Here is a 19,472-nt window from a genome sequence, read left to right on the forward strand (position 1 = left end):
TGATAAAATATTTTTTTAGCTTTTCTTTGAGGCCATTCCAAAAATCCAAAGGACGATAAGTGAACCTCCCACTGCTAATAACATGCTTCTGAAGTCAAAGTTTTCAACTGTTCCCCAGCCGATTAAACTTCCAACAAATCCACCTACGAAAGCTCCAACGATTCCTAATATAATGGTCATAAGCCAACCACCACCTTGTGTTCCAGGCATAATAAGTTTAGCTATTGCACCTGCGATAAGACCAAAAATGATCCAAGTTAAAATTCCCATAGTTTTAAATTTTAATTGTTAATATATATGAAATGTGTTTTGCAAATTCATGAAGAAGATGATATAAATCATCTCTTCTTGAAGAATGAGTCAACAAATTCCGTACCATTAAACAATTGCAAATCCTGCATTTTCTCTCCAACCCCTATGTATTTCACTGGAATCTGAAATTGATCAGAAATGCCTATAACCACTCCTCCTTTGGCTGTTCCATCTAATTTTGTAACGGCTAAAGCGTTTACTTCTGTGGCTGCTGTAAACTGCTTTGCCTGCTCAAATGCGTTTTGACCGGTAGAACCGTCAAGAACTAAAAGAATCTCATGAGGAGCATCAGGAACTACCTTTTGCATTACTCTTTTGATCTTTGAAAGTTCGTTCATTAAGTTCACTTTATTGTGGAGCCTTCCTGCCGTATCAATGATCACAACATCGGCACCCTGGGCAACTGCACTTTGAACGGTATCAAAAGCTACGGAGGCAGGATCAGAACCCATTTCCTGCTTTACAATAGGTACGCCGACTCTTTCACTCCAAATGGTCAGCTGATCCACAGCTGCAGCTCTAAAAGTGTCTCCGGCTCCCAAAACTACCTTTTTGCCTTCCGACTTAAACTGATGGGCCAGTTTTCCGATAGTTGTTGTTTTTCCGACTCCGTTTACACCGACAACCATAATAACATACGGCTTTTTTGATGTATCAATATTTCCGGTTCCTGCATGCGGATTTTCGAGAAGTAAGTTTGATATTTCTTCACGAAGAATTTTATCGAGTTCACCTACATTCACATATTTGTCTCTGGCAACACGTTCTTCAATTCTCTGAATGATCTTGATCGTTGTGGATGCACCAACATCCGAAGCAATTAGTATTTCTTCGAGGTCATCTAATACTTCATCATCTACGGTGCTTTTACCGACTACGGCTTTTGTTATTTTTTCAAAGAAACCCTGGCTGGATTTTTCCAATCCTTTATCTAAAGTTTCCTTTTCTTCTTTTTTGAAAATATTTTTAAACCAACTCATAGTTCCGTTCTTATTTATTTTTTTTAATAACTGCAGTTGCTTCCACTTCGATAAGCACGTCATCTCTGAAGAGCTTGCTTACTTCCACAAGGCTGCTTACGGGAGGATTCTGAAGATGGATATACCGATCTCTGACTTTTCTGAAGTCTGGAGTCTTGGAAATATCTGTAATGAAAATTCCAAGCTTGATAATATCTTTCGTGGTTCCTCCATATTCTTTTAAAATGCTCTCGATATTTTTAAAGATTTGTTCCGTTTGCTTTTCTACGTTATCCATCCCTACTAAATTTCCTTTGGCATCCAGGGGAACCTGTCCTGATAAAAGGATCATTTTTGAGGATCCGCAATCTATGCTTACAGATTGGGAGAGTCCTTTTATCGGGAAAACATTTTCTGAATTTTTATATTCTATATTATTCATTGTGTTTTGACTGAATGAAAAAAGGAACATTGACGTAAAAACCAGAACAACAATCTTTTTCATATCCAATTGTATTAAATCATCTGGTGAGCAAAGATAACAAAAAAACTTCCTGAAAGCTGTCTTTTTTGGCTAAGCTTATTACAGCGGTTTTAAAACATCATATATATGAAATTATAATGCTACAATATCACCCATTCTTGCAATATTATATCCGTTTTTAATGACAGTCTTACTTTCGTTGCTCTCCGGATTTAATAGTTTATTGGTGTGATTAAAATGGATGAAATATACCCTCTTTTTATACTCCGTGCTTAAATTGTTAAATAATTGCATGCTTTCTTCAACGAGGGGATGAGGAATGGTTGAAATATCCCGGTTATTAAGCTCTGTGGCATTGTAAAATGTTGCATCAATAAAAGCATAATCCACCTTTTTTATGAAGTCCGTAATATTGTATTTCCATTTCCCCCATTTGTCAATATCAGGAATAAACAACGCTTTTTTTTCAGGGCCTTCGATCAAAAAACCAACCGTTTCTGAAAACTCATCACGGTGAGGGACCTGAATAGGGGTGATTTTTAGATTAGGGCTTAAGGTAACAGGATGCTCATTTTGCATTTCGTTAACCACAATATTTTTTTGAGTCACCAATTGCGACCATGGTCCGTTGTTATTTAAAAATCCTGCTAATTTGGGCATTGCATAGACGGGAATATTTTGTGTGGATGCACCTTCTTTTCCCAGATACATTAAACCTGTATAATGCCCTATATGAGCATGCGTTATGAAGATCCCATCAATTATTTTTGGTGTTGTATGTTCTTGTTGCAGTAATTGTAACTGAGAAGAAATATCAGGACTGGCATCAAGAAGATAGTTTTTTTGGTATTGATGATCCATTACTCCCATGGATATGATCTTTCGTTTTAAATCAGGATTTTTCCAAAGGTCTTTACAGCATTCTTTATTACATCCTAATTGAGGAGAACCTGCGTCCTGAACATTTCCTAATACAATAAGCTGTATTCCTGTTTTACTTTTCTCTGCTGTTGGTGCTTTTCTACTATTGCAGCTAGCTATAAGTAGTAGGAATGTACATAAAATGAAATTTTTCATCAATATTTTTTTACTAAAATAAGTTGTTTTAACTTAAAATATGTAATAAGCAAAAAAAACTACTCAAAATATGAGTAGTTTTTATATTGTAAATAAAGTAGGGGATTATTTTTTCAAATAACCATCAACTTCGTCTGCATTCATTACTTTTTCTTCGAAAACGTAAGCACCTGATTTAGATGACTTCACCATTTTCACAACTTTAGTCATTTTTTTTGACTGACCGCTTTGTAGGGTTGCTACTACTTTTTTTGCCATGGTAAATTATATTTTATAAATTACTTGATTTCTTTATGAAGAGTATATTTCTTAAGAACAGGATTATACTTTTTAAGCTCTAATCTTTCTGTAGTGTTCTTTTTATTTTTAGTAGAAATGTATCTAGACATTCCTGCCATACCGCTTTCTTTGTGCTCTGTACATTCAAGGATTACTTGAACTCTGTTTCCTTTTTTTGCCATGATTCAATTACTTTTTAATCAATCCGTTTCTTACAGCTCTTTCAAGAGCTTCTTCGATTCCAATCTTGTTAATCACTCTCAATCCATGAGCTGATACTTTCAGTGTTACGTGCTTATCTTGCTCCGGAAGGTAAAACTTCTTCTCCAATAAGTTAATTTCAAAACGACGCTTCGTTTTGTTATTAGCGTGAGAAACGTTGTTACCAACCATTGCACGCTTTCCTGTTATTTGGCAAATTCTTGACATATCTCGATGTTCTTATTTGTATAATATTTGAGGTTGCAAAATAACGAAGAATTTTTTAGATAGGCAAATCTTTTAGAAAATATTTACAAATAACATCTTGATTAATAATATTGAAGATTACCTTATATAACAGCTGATTCCTGACAGAGAGCGGGAACTGATATATTTCATGTAAAGATCATAACATTAGATAAATTTATCACATATCTTTGTTTTTAATTAATCTAAATAAAAATAACATGAGGAAGGTCTATGTTTTACTATCTATATTACCGGTCGGTATAATGGCACAAAATTTTTCTGAAGTACAAACGGATATGAAGAATTTTTATTATTCATCCTGTGATGTGGCGGATATTAATGGAGATGGTTTTCAGGATATAGTCGTTAATGGAGCAATAGATACAGATGGAGATGGTAGTGCGGATACTTCATTCAATGAAATATATAAGAATAACGGTACTACAATGACTTCCTATGCTAATCTGGGAGTAGATGTTACTCATCTGGGAGATATCAAATTTATTGATTATAATAATGACGGGCTTGCTGATATTATTTCTACTGGCTTAAGTTATATGGATATCGTTAATTACAAACATTACCGGTTCCGCAATACCGGTTCGGGATTTGTTAAGGAAGCTGAGCTTCCCGGTAAGGTATATGGTTCAATGGAAGTTTTCGATTTTAATCATGATGGGCTGCAGGATTATGCTATTAATGGAGCGCAATACATTAGCGGGACAGGTTTCGTTAATAAATTGGATTATTATCAGAATACAGGGAATGGATTTCTTTTGATTCCGGGTTGGATGGAAGGCACACAAAACAGCAGTTTTAAAATGGTGGATTTGAATAATGATCAGTTGCTGGATATGGTAATTTTGGGATATGATATCAATAGTAATCCGCTATTCAGGGTTTATCTCAATAATTCAGGGGTCCTTACCCTGTCTCAGACGCTTTTATCTTTAGCAAACGGAAAGCTTGAATTTGCCGATTTTAATGCAGACGGTTATCAGGATATTGTGGTAGCTGCTCAGGATGAAAATTATGAGGGATATCTTGGTGTGCTGATGAATGATGGTACCGGCCATTTTAGTCTTCAGCAACTTGACATTCCGGAGTTTTCAGAGCCATCCCTGGCAACAGGGGATCTGAATAATGACGGGTATTATGATTTTATACTGTCTGGAAATGATGAAAATAATAATGCTTTGGTTAAAGTGTTTTTGTTTAATCCTGCCGGTCAAACATTTACTGAAAATATAACAACAGGTTTACATACTTTGGGAGGCCCTGGTTTTGTGCATTTACTTGACTATAACAATGATCATCATCTTGATGTTGTATTGTCCGGATTTGATTGGGCAGATCCGGGAATGCCCTCACTAACTAAAATCTTCAAAAATGTTTCTGCGGAAACAAACCTAAAACCTTCGCCTCCTGTAAACCTGAATCTTACCAGAAACGGTAACAAGTTTAATTTCTCATGGAGTGGAGCAGGTGATGATAAGACGCCTGTAAATGCTTTGCGGTACGAAATCAAAGTTGGAAAGACTCCCGGAGCTCATGATGTGGCCCGATATGTAATAACAACGTCCTCATGGTTCTTAGATCTTGACCCATCCATTCAGAATGTATATTGGAGCGTAAGATCAATAGATGCCTCAGGAGTATATTCAGATCCTTCTGCAGAAGGAACCTTGGGAACTCAGGATATTATTAAAGATGATGAGTTTTTAATATACCCTAATCCTGCTTCGGAAAAAGTATTTATTAAAGGAAAGCAAATTACTGATGTTGAAATGTATGCAGTAGACGGAAGAAAGTTGACTGTAAAAAAGAATGCGGATCAGTCTGTAAATCTGTTCGGTTTTCCGAAAGGGATTTATTTTCTGAAAGTAAAAATAAAGGATCAATGGACTGTTAAAAAACTTATCATTAAATAATTGAACGTTTTATTAACCGGGAAAAACCAGGTGTCCAGCTGGTTTTTCTCTTTATTGTTTGTATTTGTTTGTGTCGGATCTTCGATATATTAAAGCGGAGAGACGGCTATCGGGAAGCTCAAAAGCTTCCCGTTTTAGTCAATTGAATTTCATTTTTTTTGAAATCTGCTCTGAACTCTTTTAATTAAAAAATAGAAAAGCAAGAAACCTAGTGCAAAAATCGAGATTCTTGATAAAAGGTCCCCGGTCCTTGTATAAAAAGTCTGTTGATCATACAGATTCACTTTCGCAAATAAAGTAGTTTTATCTCCGTAGAAAGTGTCGGCAACAATTTCTCCTCTTGCATCAATGTGTGCTGAAATTCCACTATTGGCTGCGCGGGCAATTTCTCTACGGGTTTCAATGGCTCTTAATTTGGCATAAGACAAAAGTTGCTTATGCCCTTCTGTAACACCCCACCAGGAGTCGTTGGTCATAATGGCTAAAAAGTTAGCCCCTTTTCTCACATAATCCGTAACAAACTCTCCATATATACTTTCATAACAAATAATAGGAGCCAGTTTTCCTTTATTGTAAGGGTTTGAAAAGGCTACCCTTTCTTTGTCTGTACCCAATGATGCTACGGTTCCTCCCAGGTTGAGCATAGCATCTCCTAAAATAGGCTTTAAAACATTCATGTAGGGGAATATTTCCACACCGGGAACTAATTTGCCTTTGTGATAGACTTCTACTTTTTGATTGGGAATGACCTGAATGGCTGAATTGTAGCTGGAAACCCACAGTCGCTGATTGATCTGATAAGCTTCTTTAGGAAGATTGTTCTGATTTAGGTAAAAACGATGCGAAGAAATTCCGGTAGCAAAAACAGAACCTTGATGTTTGGAGAGAAAGCCTTTTATGTTATTCAGAAGTACGCTTTTTTCAAAAGCGGTTTCCGAAATAGATCCTCTTCCCGGAAGTGCTGTTTCCGGAGCAATATAATAATCAATCTTACCTTTGGAGTTTCTCTCCGCAAGACCAAGAAGGTCATTTTCTATTGTCAGGCTGTCCGTCGAATACTTTTCTGCATATGGATCAAGATCAGGTTGGAGTAATAAAACATTTACCTGGCCTGTCGGTTTTTCATCAAAATTATTATACTTAATTATTGAAATAATCATTGGAATGACGATTATAGCTACGGCAATCGATGTATTTTTGATAAGATCTTTTCTTTTGCGTCCTGCTTCCCAAGTCCTTATGGTATAAAAAATAAAAAGGTTGACGATCAGGATCCAGAAGCTGCCTCCTGTAGCTCCCAGGGTATCATACCACTGGATTAATTTCGGATAATCGGAAAATGCATTGCCGAGATTAAGCCATGGCCATGTAAGTTCCCAGCTCATATGAAATTTCTCAAATCCCATCCAGATAGCGATAAGAAATGCAAATCCCCAGTAGGTTCCCTGTGCATTTTTATACCAATGGTAACATTGGAACATCAGGGAGTATAAAAATGAATTGACGAGAACAGGAAATACAACGGCCATTAATGAATGACTGCCATCCGGGTTTCTTGAACCGTACAGCCATCCTGTTGTCACAATATTCCAGATCACAAAACATAGATAGGAAAGTCCGAAAACTACCCAGCTTTTTCTGTTAAAGCTTGAAAATTTAGAAACGCCATGTTCCATCATAAGGAGAGGAACAAGAGCAAAGAAAATAAAGAACGGAATCCCGTAAGTTGGCCATGATATGGACAGCAGCATCGCTGAAATGAGCGTAAGTAGAACGTATTTCATTACATTAGATTAACATACAAATTTAATGTTTTTGAAATGAATAAATCTGCAATTGAGGGTAAAGAAATTGCAGAGGCTTATTATTATACCTCGAACACTATTTTTACTATACCTTATGTAGTGGATTTAGCCGTTTAGTTCTTTAGCGCGATTTTCTGCATTTAGAATCCCTTTCCCGATAGCTTCCTTTAATCCTTTTTCTTCAAAAGTCTTTAGAGCTGCTTCGGTAGTACCTCCTTTCGAGGCAACATCTTTTATTAATTCTTCAAGGCTTTTTTCGGAGTTATTCATCAGATGGTAGGCGCCCAACATGGTTTGTTTAACGAAAAGTTTAGAGAGGTTTTCATCAATTCCCATTTCTACACCGGCCTTAATCATTGCATCAACAATGTAATAAAAATAAGCAGGACCACTTCCGGATAAAGCGGTTACACTGTCCAATAGTTCTTCGTCTTCCAAATAAACTGATCTTCCTGTGCTGTTGAGAAGCCTTTCAATAATAATAAGCTGGCTGAAAGAAATACCTTCCGCGGAGGTATATCCCGTAATGCCCATTCCTAAAAGAGTGGGGGAGTTAGGCATCGCTCTGACCACCATTCGATGGTTTAATAATTTCTGAATCTTCTGTATTTTAATTCCGGCCATAATGGATAAAATCATCTGATTTTCTTTAAGAGTAAATTGAATCTTATCCGCCACATTCTGAAAGTCCTGTGGCTTTACAGCGATAATAATAAGGTCAGCATCCAGCTCCCTAACTTCATCGAACGTAGAAATTTTTGAATGGGGAAATTCTTCCGATATTTTGGCGAATTTAGATTCGTTTCTTGTAATCAGATGCAGATCTGCAGGTTTTATCAACTCATATTTCAGGAAAGATTTTGAAAATGATAACCCCATATTTCCTGCTCCCAGAATGGCTATTTTCATATTGTGCTTTTTTAATTCTAAACGAAAATATTATTTTTTGTAATTAGTTTTTCTATTTTATATGATATTTACTTCTCTCTCCAGCTCTATTCCAAACTTTTCCTTTACAGAGTTAATGATTAATGTGGAGAAATCATAAATTTCTTTTCCTGTAGCATTTCCTGTAGCGTTAATGATAACAAGCGATTGTAATCGGTGTGAAGCTACGTTTCCTATTTGCTTACCTTTCCATCCGCATTGCTCAATCAGCCATCCTGCGGGAACTTTTACCTGATCTCCATTAGGGTATCCCTGAATATTTTCGAATTTTAGTTTAAGGTCTTTAAACTGGGATTTTGGAATTGTCGGATTTTTAAAAAAACTACCTGCATTTCCGATCAGTTTAGGATCTGGAAGTTTGCTTTGTCTGATATTGATCACAGCATTGGAAACATCCTGTATGGTAGGATTTTTAATATTTAATTTCTCCAGTTCTCCTGTAATCGCACCATATTCAGTTTTGATGATATGATTTTTCGTTGTCAGCCTGAACGTTACGTCCAGAATCACATATTTTCCTTTTCCTTCTTGTTTGAAAATAGAATCCCTGTAGCCGAACCGGCACTGTTCCAAATCGAATATTTCAACTTCAAGAGTTTCCAGGTTCAGGACAGAGCATTGAACGAAGATGTCTTTTATTTCAGTTCCGTAAGCGCCGATATTCTGCATGGGAGAAGTGCCTACATTTCCCGGGATTAAAGATAGATTTTCAAGTCCGCCATAATTATTATTCAGACAGTACATGACAAACCCATGCCAGTTTTCACCAGCATTTGCTGTTACCAGGATATTGTTTTCGTCCTGATTTTTTTCGGTTATTCCTTTCAGATTGAGAAGAATGACAATACCATCGAAATCTTTTGTAAGTAAAACGTTACTTCCGCCACCCAAAAATAAGAGCGGTAAAGAGTGAGATCTGGAGAATAGGATTGCTTCTTTCAGCTCATCAATGGTTGTTACTTCTGTAAAATATTTTGCTTTCGCTTCAACGCCAAAGGTATTGTAGGGTTTTAGGGAAAAATTATCGTGCATAGGCTTGTTGGTATTCTTTAGGAAGAATCTCTTCTATTCTGTTTTTAAGAGTTTGCAGTTGGGAATAATGAATCGTGTCCTGATAAGCATTCACGTAGACATGTGCCTTTTTCGGTGTCCTGATCTGAAAAGTTTCGTCAACTCCATCTACCGATTGGGCGCTGGGAGAGCTTTTAATGCTGTTCAGGGTTCGTATGTCAAGACTTGAAACCAGATGCTTCCATTTGTTAGCATGCATTGAAGAGCTCCAGCACTGGTGTGTCTTTTTTGCTGTGGTGCCTTTTTCTATGGAAATGGAATCTTTAGTAACTTTTATAATCCTGTAGTCTCCAAGAATGCCACCAATATTTGAAACGCTTATGAAGGTGATTTCATTAGGATTTTGTGGAACAGGAGCTTTTTTCTCCTTTGGGGAGCATGAAAAAAATGTCAGCAATAAAAACATTGAAAATAATATTCTCAAAACGAAATTTCTTACTGCTGACATTGTGTTATTTATAGATTGAACTCTAATTTATATTGTTTTAGTGCTTCTTTTAGAATTTCAACACTTCTTCTTAAATCCTGCTCTTTTAATACGTAAGCAATTCTTACCTGTTTTTTACCCAGTTCAGGATCGCTATAGAAACCACCTGCCGGTGCTACCATGATTGTTTCTTTATTAAGCGAAAACTTTTCCAGCAACCATTGAGCGAATTTCTCAGTGTCATCTACAGGAAGTTGTGCCACACAATAGAAGGCTCCTTTCGGTTTAGGACAGATTACTCCGGGAATAGCATTTAACAGATCCACCAAAACGTTTCTTCTGTGGGTATATTCCTCTCTTACCCCGCGGATATATGCTCCGTCATTGTGGTGTGCAGCTGTAGCTGCAATTTGTCCTAAAAGAACAGGACTTAATCTGGCCTGTGCAAATAGCATTGCTGCATCGTGTATTTTTTTTGAACGCGTAATCATACAGCCGATTCTTACACCACACATGGAATATCTCTTTGATTCTGAGTCTATAATGATGCAGTTTTCACTTAATTCCGGAAAAGAAAGCATAGATACCTGCTGTTTCCCATCATATACATATTCCCTGTATACTTCATCGGAAATTACAACGATATCATATTTTAAAGCAATTTCTGCCAACTTCTGGAGCTCTTCACGGGTATAAAGGTATCCGGTTGGGTTTCCGGGATTGCAGATAACGATAGCTCTTGTTTTTTCAGTGATCTTTTTCTCGAATTCTTCAATTGGAGGTAAAGCAAAACCTGTTTCTATAGTCGATGGAACAGCTACAACGTTGACATTGAATGTGCTTGCAAATCCATTGTAATTGGCATAGTAAGGCTCAGGGATAATAACTTCGTCTCCATCGTCACATAATGTGGAAATAGCAAAATTTAATGCTTCAGAACCTCCGTTGGTTACAATGAAATTATCAGGAGTAAGATCCGCAAACCCCAAAGAATGATAATAGTCTGTAAGTGCTTTTCTATATTCCAGGTTTCCTTCAGAAAGAGCATATTCCAATACTTTTAAATCAATATTTTTTAAAGCATTTAAAGCCGTTTCCGGAGTTTCAATATCCGGTTGTCCGATATTAAGGTGATATACTTTAATTCCTTTCTGCTTTGCTTGAAGAGAAAAAGGAACCAGCTTTCTTACCGGCGATGGCGGCATATGTTGTGCTCTGTTTGATATATTCGGCATTGTTTGAAAAATTTGTATGGCAAAAATAACACTTAATTTTTCAATATTAAAATTATAAGGAACACTATATAATTATATTTCATGCTTTAAATTTTTCTTTGAGGTTGAAATCTGTAATCCCTTGATTGTCTTTTCAATATTTATTTAATTTTTAGTATTGATGATTGTTTTTAATTTTTATTTTAATTATTGTTGATTATGTGTATTATAATATTAAATTATTATATATTGTTTAAATAAAGTTGTTTTGTGTTGATTTTTTTATAAATTTACTGAGCTAATGTTAAATACTATGAAAATAAATCTACTTTTTGGAGCATTAAGTACGTGTGCTCTGTTTTTCGGGTCAGATGCGATGGCTCAAAACTTTCAAACAATGCCTGTACAATCAGGATATACTGCAGATGTTATTGCGAATGGGATAGGTTCATCCATGACGTCTACAACAATGGATGTAGATGGGGTTTCCTTTGCATTTGTGGCAAGGGACTTCCAGCTTACTTCCTCAAGTACCCCTATTAATTATGGAATTCCTGTAAATGGAATTATCAATTCCGTAGTGGGAAGTACACCGGGCCTCAGCTATCAGTTGGGAGATCTAAGTGGAAATAACTCTTTAAGGCTTGCGACCATAGGCCAATCCGGAACTTTGGTTTTTGGAACTCCCAAGGCGGCTTTTAAACTGTACATGCTTTCAACAAGTGGTAGTGGGACATCTACCGTAAGTGCTACGGTAACTTTTACAGATAATACTACTCAGGTATTTTCAGGCCTTGCCCTTTCGGATTGGTATGGGGGATCGAATTATGCCATCCAGGGAATCGGAAGGATTAACAGGACAAATAACGTATTGGAATCCAGTACGACCAATCCCAGATTATATCAATCTGTACTTACCATTGATGCGGCTAATGTTACGAAACCGATACAGAGTATAACCATTGCGAAAAGTGCCGGCTCAGGAATTTCGAATATTTTTGCGTTTTCAGCGGATGCTTTCACAGATTGCTCTGCTCCGACGCTTCAGCCTGTAGGAACACTTACTTCAAATTCAGCGCAGGTTTCGTGGACAATTCCTCCGACAACAACAGCAGCAAGCTATGATGTGTATTACAGTACAACAAACACGCCTCCGACAAGTGCTACAACTCCGAATATTACGGGAGTTACCGGAACATCAACTACTATTGGAAGCTTGTCTTCATCAACAACCTATTATTATTGGGTGAGAACGAATTGTACAACGGCAACAAGCCAGAGCGGATGGTCAATTGGTGGTACTTTTACAACCTTATGCGGAGCAATGATACCTCCGTATACAAACACTTTTGATTCTATACCTGGAAATTGCTGGGCAAATAATCTTTCCGGAGGTACCCCTACAACAGGCCCTACGGGATCTACAACATATTGGGTGCAGGATGGATTTTTAAATGTAGGAACCACAGGTTCCATAAGAATCAATCTTTACACGACAAATAGCACAGGATGGCTAAAAACAGTACCATTTGATCTTTCAGCAGGTGGTTACAAAGTAAAATTTGATTACGGAGCAACGACCTATTCAGGAACTGCTTCTTCTCCAATGGGTTCTGATGATATAATACATTTTATGGTCTCCAATGATGGTGGAAGTACTTGGAATATATTGAAGACTTGGGATGTAAACAGCCCGGCTACTAATGTATCGACTAATTATTCTTATGATCTGGTAAGTAACACCAGTGCAAATACAGTCTTTGCCTTTTATGGAACGGACGGAACAGTAGATGATGCTCCGGATTATAATTTCTTTGTTGACAACTTTACGGTAGAATCTGCACAACTAAGCACTTCTGAAGTAAACGCAAACAAAAAAACGGTGAATGTTCATCCGAATCCTTTCAAAGATGTATTGTATATTTCAGATACCAAAGATGTTAAAGCTGTTACGGTTACGGATGTGGCAGGAAGGTTGGTGAAAACAATTGAAAATCCGACGAAAGAAATCAATTTAAATACATTGAATTCAGGATTGTATTTTGTGAATATTCAATTTAAAGACGGTTCAAAAACAACAGTAAAGGCTATCAAACAATAGATCCTTAATGTAGATTATAAAGAAAGGCAGTTATGAGAATGACTGCCTTTTTTTATTTGATATATAATGATATGAAGTTGTCTTTTAATTTTGTTATTTTGGAAACTGATAAAACTGAACGAATATGCAAATCCATACAACCTCTATAGAAGAGTATATCGCCTGGATTCCTGAAGAAAGGAAAGAGGCTTTTAAAAAACTGTTTGATGCTGTAAACAATAATTTACCCAAAGGTTTTAGTAGCAATACTGGTTATGGAATGGTAGGGTGGGGCGTTCCGTTGGAAACTTATCCCGCCGGATACCATTGTACACCCGGATCACCTCTTCCGTTTATCAGCCTGGCTTCCCAAAAGAATTTTATTGCACTCTATCATATGGGAATCTACGCAAAGCCGGATCTTCTGGAGTGGTTTGTTGAAGAATTTCCGAAGCATTCAACGAAAAAGCTTGATATGGGGAAATCCTGTATCCGTTTTAAAAAAATGGAGGATATTCCTTTTGAACTAATTTCTGAGCTAAGTAAAAAAATGACCGTCGAAGACTGGATTGAATGTTATGAATCAAATTTTAAAAAATAACCCGGTTTATCCTATTGTATGCATTGTTCTTTTATTTCTGATATCAGCATGCAAAAGCATTAAAAATGAAGATCTTAAAAATGGGGACTTACTTTTTGTAACGGCAAAAGAGTCCGGTTTGTCGGGAGCGATCAATAATGTAACACAAAAGCAAAAAAATGCTTCTTTTGATCATATCGGTATTCTGAAAAAAGAAGGTAATGCATTTTTTGTATTGCATGCAGCGCCTGAAGGAGGATCTCAAAAACAGTCCCTTAAAAATTTTGTAAAGGCTCAGGTGAAGGATCAGCAAAATATTGTGGTGTACCGGCTAAAAGAGAATTATCAATATACCATTCCGTCTGCTATTGCTAAAGCTGAATCAATGATCGGGAAACCGTATAATTTCAATTATATTCTGGATGACAATTCCTATTATTGTTCGGATTTTATTGAAAGAGCATTTAGAGAGTATCATATTTTTAAGCTGGAGCCGATGACATTTATTGATCCTAAGACAGGAAAGACCAACCTGTTCTGGGAAGAATTCTATGAAAAAAAGAAACTGAAAGTACCTGAAGGAGAACCTGGTTGTAATCCTAATGGATTGGCTGCCTCAGATAAATTGGAACGAATAAAACAGTTGTAAAAATAAGGAGAAGTGAAGAGCTTCTCTTTTTTTATGTTAAAATTGAAAAATAATAGTCTACTAATTTGGTAGACTAATATTTTTTTATATTTTTGCTAAAGATTTAACGCAATAAGAAAATGTGAAATCAAAGTAGTCTAACCAAAAAAGTTGAGTGATGATAACACCAAATCCGAACCTGCAGGTTTTGCAAAATAAAATTAACCTGCCAAAAAAAGAATTAATACTGGAAATAGAATTAAATGGCAAAATGAAGTTTGAAAACATTCTGAATGTCATTTATAACCAGTTCGGAATTTGTCACAGGGTGTTATCTGCCAATGTGGAATATATAGAGGGACGTAATTTTGGTTCAGTACAGTTGTACATTAATGCAGATTCAGATGATTGCCGGCAGCTTGAGCATTATCTGAATAAAAATAAACTTTTAAATACCAGTGTGGAGTATACCTGCAGGAAGTATTTTTAGGGGAGATTCATATAGTTTTAATTACGAAAGTGTTCCGGTTTACCGGGCACTTTTTTTTATGGTAAACAGTATCTGAAAAAATAGTACTTTTAACTACAATAAATTAAAAATCTATGACCATACTAATTATCATTGTCGCTGTAATTGTTTTGTTTCTTTTATATGGAGTTTCTATTTATAATCGTTTGGTGAAACTGAGGAACCTGGTTCAGGAAGGGTGGAGCAGTATTGATGTTATGCTTAAAAAACGTCATGATCTTATTCCGAACCTTGTAGAAACGGTGAAAGGATATGCAACCCACGAGCGTGAAACTTTAGATAGTGTTACAAGAGCGAGGTCTCAGGCTATAGGAGCTAATTCTGTTGAAGCTAAGGAAGCAGCTGAAAAAAATCTGAACCAAGCCATGATGAATCTTTTTGCCGTAGCTGAACAGTATCCTGATCTGAAAGCCAATACCAATTTTCAGCAGCTTCAATCGGAGCTTACTTCTATAGAGAATGATATTGAAAAATCAAGAAGGTATTACAACGGAACGGTTCGTGAGAATAACACGCTGGTAGAATCTTTTCCAAGTAATATCATTGCTAATATGTATAAATTTGAAAAATCTGCCTTCTTTGAATTACAAAATATAGCTGAAAGAGAAGTTCCATCTGTGAAGTTTTAAGCAATGAAAAAAATTCTGTTGCTTTTTGTTCTGTTAGCATTTGTATTGGGTTTTAGTCAGGAAGAGCCCCGGCGTCCCGATCAAATGGCCATGGTAGAAAATACCGAAAAAATTCTCTCCTTTCATTCTGATATTGATGTCGATAAAAGTTCCGGTCTTACGATAAAGGAAGATATCAAAGTTCATAGTCTGGGAGATCAGATTAAAAGAGGTATCTATCGGGCATTGCCGCTTTCCAGAAATCTGAATAACAAAAATCAGAAAGTTAAGTATACCATCCTCTCCATTAAAAAAAACGGAGTAGAAGAAGATTATCATGACGTAATAGAAGATGGCTTTTTAAAAATATATGTTGGAAATAAAGACATTATACTGAGTCCGGGAGATTATGAATATGAGATCAGGTATAAAACAGAGAACCAGATCGGTTTTTTTGATAAATATGATGAGGTTTACTGGAATGTAAACGGAACCTATTGGGATTTTGATATTGATTCTGTCTCTGCTAAAATTAATCTTCCGGAGGGCGCTAAAATACTTCAGAACTCCTGTTATACAGGAGTGTATGGCAGCAGTTCGCAGAACTGTACTGTAAAGGTTTTGTCTGATCGTTCGATAGAATGGACCGCGGCAGATCTTAAGTCTAATGAAGGGCTTACTGTGGCTGTAGGATTTAATAAAGGGGTGATGATCCCTCCGCCACCACCCACTTTCTTTGAAAAGTTTGGAATTTTAATTGGTGGGTTTATCGTTTTTATCGGATTGATCTTCTATTATTACTCAACATGGAGAAAATATGGGGTGGATCCTGAAAAACCAATAGTTTATCCGCAGTTTAATGTTCCCGAAAATCTTTCTCCTGCTTCTTTAGGGTATTTGAGAAATGAGAATTTCAAAAATAAATATCTGACGGCAGCTATTGTCAATCTGGCCATAAAAGGATATGTTCAGATCATTGAAGGAGAAGATTCCGGAATTCTTGGTCTTTTCAGTTCAAAAATATTTACCCTTAAAAAATTGAAAGAAGCAGATGAGTCTTTACCAAAAGAAGAAATTAATCTCATGAATACGCTTTTTTCAGATAACATCGATACTGTAAAGTTTGATGGGAAATATGATTCCAGAATTGAAAGAGTGGTTACGAATTTTAAGGAAACGCTGAAATTCCAACATGATAAATTTCTCAATGAAGGAAATAACACAGGAAAATTAGTATTGCCTACTTTACTTATTACAATAATGTATATGCTTGGATTATATATAAGTTATACTATTTATCCGGAAGCGGAAAAGGTTGTCATCGGAATTGCGGTGTATGTTATACTTTTTGTGGCATTTATTTTAGTTACATTTTTATTTAAAAGCCTTTCCTGGAAATTTCTGATTCCAATTCCATTTTGCATACTATTTGGAATAGGTGGCTTACTCAGTAACGGTCATGAAATAACTGAAAGCAGTAACTTTAATATCTGTTATATTTTCATTGCACTTGCATTTACTTCACTGATGATCTATCAATATCTGATCAAAAGGCCGTCAGAAGAGAAATTAAAGAAAAAATCACTGATTGAAGGTTTCAAAATGTATATGGGAGCAGCGGAAAATGAACAGTTGAAATTCCATAATCCACCACAATTGACACCGCAGGTTTTTGAAACTCTTCTGCCATTTGCTATGGTTTTGGGAGTAGATGAAATCTGGGGTAAAAAATTTGATACCTTGTTGAAAAATATGGCTAACGGAACAGAATATGTTCATAGCTGGTATATTGGAAATTCTATAAATCATTATAGCTTTGGAAATACATTGAACTCGAGCCTTACCAAATCTATACAATCTGCATCTACACAACCTTCCAGTTCCGGAAGCGGATCTGGCGGTGGAGGTTTCTCCGGCGGCGGCGGAGGTGGCGGTGGAGGCGGCGGCTGGTAAACCAGGCCTTATAAAAAGAAAAAGCGTTCAGGGGTCCTGAACGCTTTTATATTGTAAACAAATGTTTTTTTATATTCTTTCGATATCCGCTCCAATTGCTTTCAGTCTTCCGTCGATATTTTCGTATCCTCTGTCAATCTGTTCAATATTGTGGATAATAGATTTTCCCTCGGCAGATAAAGCTGCAATAAGAAGAGCGTTTCCTGCTCTGATATCTGGGGAAACCATTGTTGTCCCACGAAGAGGAGCTTCCTGGTTAAGGCCAATTACGGTCGCTCTGTGTGGATCACATAGAATAATCTGCGCTCCCATATCAATTAACTTATCTACAAAAAATAACCTTGATTCAAACATTTTCTGATGAACCAGAATGCTTCCTTTCGCCTGTGTAGCAACTACCAGGATAATAGAAAGCAGGTCAGGAGTGAATCCCGGCCATGGAGCATCCGAAATAGTAAGGATAGATCCATCAATGAATTTCTGAATTTTATAATTTTCCTGAGCCGGAATATAGATGTCATCGTTGCTTTGTTCAAGCTGGATTCCCAATTTTCTGAAGGTATTAGGGATTACTCCCAGCTGATTCCAGTTTACATTTTTTATAGTAAGCTCGGATTTTGTCATTGCAGCAAGACCAATCCATGAACCTATTTCTACCATGTCGGGAAGCATCGTATGTTCCGTACCTCGCAGATGGGTAACTCCTTCAATCGTTAGTAGGTTTGAACCTATTCCGGAAATATTAGCTCCCATTCTGTTCAGCATCTTACAAAGTTGCTGAAGATAAGGTTCACAAGCTGCATTGTAAATTCTTGTTTTTCCTTTCGCCAATACTGCTGCCATAACAATGTTTGCAGTACCGGTTACTGAAGCCTCCTCCAGTAAGATGAATTTCCCGTTGAGCTCCTTAGCCTTTAAAGAGTAAAAATATTCTTCTTCGTCATAGTGAAATTCGGCACCTAATTCTACTAACCCCTGGAAATGAGTGTCCAGTCGTCGTCGTCCGATTTTGTCTCCACCCGGAGTCGGCATATAAGCTTCACCATATCTGGCCAGCATAGGCCCCATAAGCATAATAGAACCACGTAATTTAGCACCGTCCTTTTTGAATTCGCTGGATTTTACATAGTCGAAATTAACGTGATCAGCCTTAAAAGTGTAATTTCCAGGCCCGTTTTTAGTGATTTTTACACCAAAATCGCCCAGAATTTCAATTAACCTGTTTACGTCGTGAATGTCAGGAATGTTTTTAATGGTTACCTCCTCATCAGTTAGTAAAACTGCACATAAAATTTGTAAAGCTTCATTTTTTGCCCCTTGTGGAGTAATTTCACCTTGCAGTCTTTTTCCTCCTCTTATTTGAAACGTTCCACTCATTTACTTTCTGTTTTTATGGTTGTTATTGTTATGTCTTCTCTTGTTGGTTTGATTTTTATTATTGCTGTTGCGATTACTATTGTTACTGTTGTTGCCTCGGTTGTTGGTATTGTAATAGATTTTACTTTTCTCCAGGGATTCTATACCTGTAAGGTCCAGTCTGTTTTCCGAAAGCTCTTTCAAATGACGGAAGATCACATCATCAGTAACATGCTCTTTATTATAAACATTGTAGGATTTCTTCATGTTGTTGGCAATCACTTCAATAAGAGCTTCTTTTTCGTCTCCGGCCTCAAGCTCTATAGCCTTTTCAATTAATTGAAGAATACTTTTTCCGTAAAATTTGAAATCACCCTGAAGTTTCGGGTATTCCATTCTCTTTGGCTTTTCTTCAAGCTGTTCTTTCGTCGGAAAAGGATAAGGAGAATCTACATCAAGATCATGATTGGCTAAAATGTAAAGATGATCCCAAAGTTTATGTTTATAATTTTCTTCGTCGCGAAGTTGTGGGTTTCTTTGTCCCATAAAATCGATGATTGCCATTGCCATTTCATTTCTCTCCTCTTTAGAAGGGAGTTCTTTGCAACGCTCAACCAACTGTTGTATAATTCTGCCGTATTCCGGCATATTAAGTTGCGTTTTTTGGGTGTTATATTCCATAATATGCAAATATATGGATTAAAAGAAAAATTGTGCCGATAATCTTAAAAGTTTATGATTTTTTAATGAAAATTTATGATACTATTTTAGAGCATATTTT

General features: G+C 36.5%; 21 protein-coding genes. 7 read left to right on the forward strand and 14 right to left on the reverse strand.

Going from position 1 to position 19,472, the window contains the following annotated elements; genetic code table 11:
- Nucleotides 1-15 precede the first annotated feature (15 nt).
- The 7 genes from AAEU33_RS08820 to rpmB all read right to left on the reverse strand — a co-directional run bounded on the left by AAEU33_RS08820 (nucleotide 16) and on the right by rpmB (nucleotide 3,540).
- Nucleotides 16-270 carry a GlsB/YeaQ/YmgE family stress response membrane protein gene (locus AAEU33_RS08820; RefSeq protein ID WP_089027653.1) on the reverse strand — a complete coding sequence of 85 codons (255 nt, stop codon included), beginning with the start codon at nucleotides 268-270 and terminating at the stop codon, nucleotides 16-18.
- Nucleotides 271-338: 68 nt separating this feature from the next.
- Nucleotides 339-1,292, reverse strand: coding sequence for a signal recognition particle-docking protein FtsY (gene ftsY, locus AAEU33_RS08825; RefSeq protein WP_345992113.1), 954 nt, complete (start codon nucleotides 1,290-1,292; stop codon nucleotides 339-341).
- A gap of 10 nt (nucleotides 1,293-1,302) precedes the next feature.
- Nucleotides 1,303-1,776, reverse strand: a complete 474-nt coding sequence (locus AAEU33_RS08830) for a RidA family protein (protein ID WP_172280283.1) — start codon at nucleotides 1,774-1,776, stop codon at nucleotides 1,303-1,305.
- 111 nt (nucleotides 1,777-1,887) lie between these two features.
- Nucleotides 1,888-2,832 (reverse strand): MBL fold metallo-hydrolase, encoded by a 945-nt coding sequence (locus tag AAEU33_RS08835; RefSeq protein ID WP_345992114.1) that lies wholly within the window; start codon nucleotides 2,830-2,832, stop codon nucleotides 1,888-1,890.
- A 105-nt stretch (nucleotides 2,833-2,937) separates the two neighbouring features.
- Entirely contained in the window at nucleotides 2,938-3,090 is a 153-nt protein-coding gene (locus AAEU33_RS08840; RefSeq protein WP_002976755.1) for a DUF4295 domain-containing protein, read from the reverse strand.
- 20 nt (nucleotides 3,091-3,110) lie between these two features.
- Complete coding sequence (gene rpmG, locus AAEU33_RS08845; RefSeq protein WP_034683820.1) at nucleotides 3,111-3,293, reverse strand: 50S ribosomal protein L33; 183 nt, start codon at nucleotides 3,291-3,293, stop codon at nucleotides 3,111-3,113.
- Between the two features lie 7 nt (nucleotides 3,294-3,300).
- A complete protein-coding gene (rpmB, locus tag AAEU33_RS08850; protein ID WP_007841810.1) occupies nucleotides 3,301-3,540 on the reverse strand; it encodes a 50S ribosomal protein L28 in 240 nt (79 codons plus the stop codon).
- Nucleotides 3,541-3,779: 239 nt separating this feature from the next.
- On the opposite strand from rpmB, the gene AAEU33_RS08855 reads away from it, so the two are divergent.
- Nucleotides 3,780-5,492, forward strand: coding sequence for a T9SS type A sorting domain-containing protein (locus AAEU33_RS08855; protein ID WP_345992119.1), 1,713 nt, complete (start codon nucleotides 3,780-3,782; stop codon nucleotides 5,490-5,492).
- A 149-nt stretch (nucleotides 5,493-5,641) separates the two neighbouring features.
- On the opposite strand, the gene lnt is transcribed toward AAEU33_RS08855, so the two are convergent.
- The 5 genes from lnt to AAEU33_RS08880 form a co-directional block, all read right to left on the reverse strand.
- Nucleotides 5,642-7,276 carry an apolipoprotein N-acyltransferase gene (lnt, locus tag AAEU33_RS08860; RefSeq protein ID WP_345992121.1) on the reverse strand — a complete coding sequence of 545 codons (1,635 nt, stop codon included), beginning with the start codon at nucleotides 7,274-7,276 and terminating at the stop codon, nucleotides 5,642-5,644.
- Between the two features lie 126 nt (nucleotides 7,277-7,402).
- Nucleotides 7,403-8,206, reverse strand: a complete 804-nt coding sequence (gene proC, locus AAEU33_RS08865) for a pyrroline-5-carboxylate reductase (protein WP_345992123.1) — start codon at nucleotides 8,204-8,206, stop codon at nucleotides 7,403-7,405.
- A 57-nt stretch (nucleotides 8,207-8,263) separates the two neighbouring features.
- Entirely contained in the window at nucleotides 8,264-9,277 is a 1,014-nt protein-coding gene (murB, locus tag AAEU33_RS08870) for a UDP-N-acetylmuramate dehydrogenase (protein WP_345992125.1), read from the reverse strand.
- Entirely contained in the window at nucleotides 9,267-9,764 is a 498-nt protein-coding gene (locus AAEU33_RS08875; protein ID WP_345992127.1) for a hypothetical protein, read from the reverse strand. Before AAEU33_RS08875 ends, murB begins: the two co-directional genes overlap by 11 nt.
- A gap of 8 nt (nucleotides 9,765-9,772) precedes the next feature.
- Nucleotides 9,773-10,978, reverse strand: coding sequence for a pyridoxal phosphate-dependent aminotransferase (locus AAEU33_RS08880; RefSeq protein WP_345992129.1), 1,206 nt, complete (start codon nucleotides 10,976-10,978; stop codon nucleotides 9,773-9,775).
- 292 nt (nucleotides 10,979-11,270) lie between these two features.
- Here AAEU33_RS08880 and AAEU33_RS08885 point away from each other — a divergent pair, with 292 nt between their 5' ends.
- The 6 genes from AAEU33_RS08885 (at nucleotide 11,271) to AAEU33_RS08910 (ending at nucleotide 17,335) form a co-directional block, all read left to right on the forward strand.
- Nucleotides 11,271-13,058, forward strand: coding sequence for a T9SS type A sorting domain-containing protein (locus AAEU33_RS08885; protein ID WP_345992131.1), 1,788 nt, complete (start codon nucleotides 11,271-11,273; stop codon nucleotides 13,056-13,058).
- A gap of 124 nt (nucleotides 13,059-13,182) precedes the next feature.
- A complete protein-coding gene (locus AAEU33_RS08890; protein WP_345992133.1) occupies nucleotides 13,183-13,638 on the forward strand; it encodes a DUF1801 domain-containing protein in 456 nt (151 codons plus the stop codon).
- The gene (locus AAEU33_RS08895) at nucleotides 13,616-14,266 is read left to right on the forward strand and encodes a YiiX/YebB-like N1pC/P60 family cysteine hydrolase (protein ID WP_345992135.1); all 651 of its coding nucleotides are present in this window, start codon (nucleotides 13,616-13,618) and stop codon (nucleotides 14,264-14,266) included. Before AAEU33_RS08890 ends, AAEU33_RS08895 begins: the two co-directional genes overlap by 23 nt.
- A 157-nt stretch (nucleotides 14,267-14,423) precedes the next feature.
- On the forward strand, nucleotides 14,424-14,735 hold the full coding sequence (locus AAEU33_RS08900) for an NIL domain-containing protein (RefSeq protein ID WP_172280263.1): 312 nt from the start codon (nucleotides 14,424-14,426) through the stop codon (nucleotides 14,733-14,735).
- A 113-nt stretch (nucleotides 14,736-14,848) separates the two neighbouring features.
- Nucleotides 14,849-15,403 (forward strand): LemA family protein, encoded by a 555-nt coding sequence (locus tag AAEU33_RS08905; protein ID WP_172280261.1) that lies wholly within the window; start codon nucleotides 14,849-14,851, stop codon nucleotides 15,401-15,403.
- Nucleotides 15,404-15,406: 3 nt separating this feature from the next.
- Nucleotides 15,407-17,335 carry a DUF2207 domain-containing protein gene (locus AAEU33_RS08910; protein ID WP_345992138.1) on the forward strand — a complete coding sequence of 643 codons (1,929 nt, stop codon included), beginning with the start codon at nucleotides 15,407-15,409 and terminating at the stop codon, nucleotides 17,333-17,335.
- Between the two features lie 69 nt (nucleotides 17,336-17,404).
- Here the strand turns inward: AAEU33_RS08910 and murA are convergent, their stop codons facing one another.
- Nucleotides 17,405-18,712, reverse strand: a complete 1,308-nt coding sequence (gene murA, locus AAEU33_RS08915; RefSeq protein WP_172280257.1) for a UDP-N-acetylglucosamine 1-carboxyvinyltransferase — start codon at nucleotides 18,710-18,712, stop codon at nucleotides 17,405-17,407.
- Nucleotides 18,713-19,372, reverse strand: coding sequence for a DUF4290 domain-containing protein (locus AAEU33_RS08920; RefSeq protein ID WP_345992140.1), 660 nt, complete (start codon nucleotides 19,370-19,372; stop codon nucleotides 18,713-18,715).
- Nucleotides 19,373-19,472 lie beyond the last annotated feature (100 nt).

Origin of the sequence: Chryseobacterium sp. Chry.R1, from assembly GCF_039645525.1 — a bacterium.
Taxonomy (GTDB): Bacteria; Bacteroidota; Bacteroidia; order Flavobacteriales; family Weeksellaceae; genus Chryseobacterium; species Chryseobacterium proteolyticum.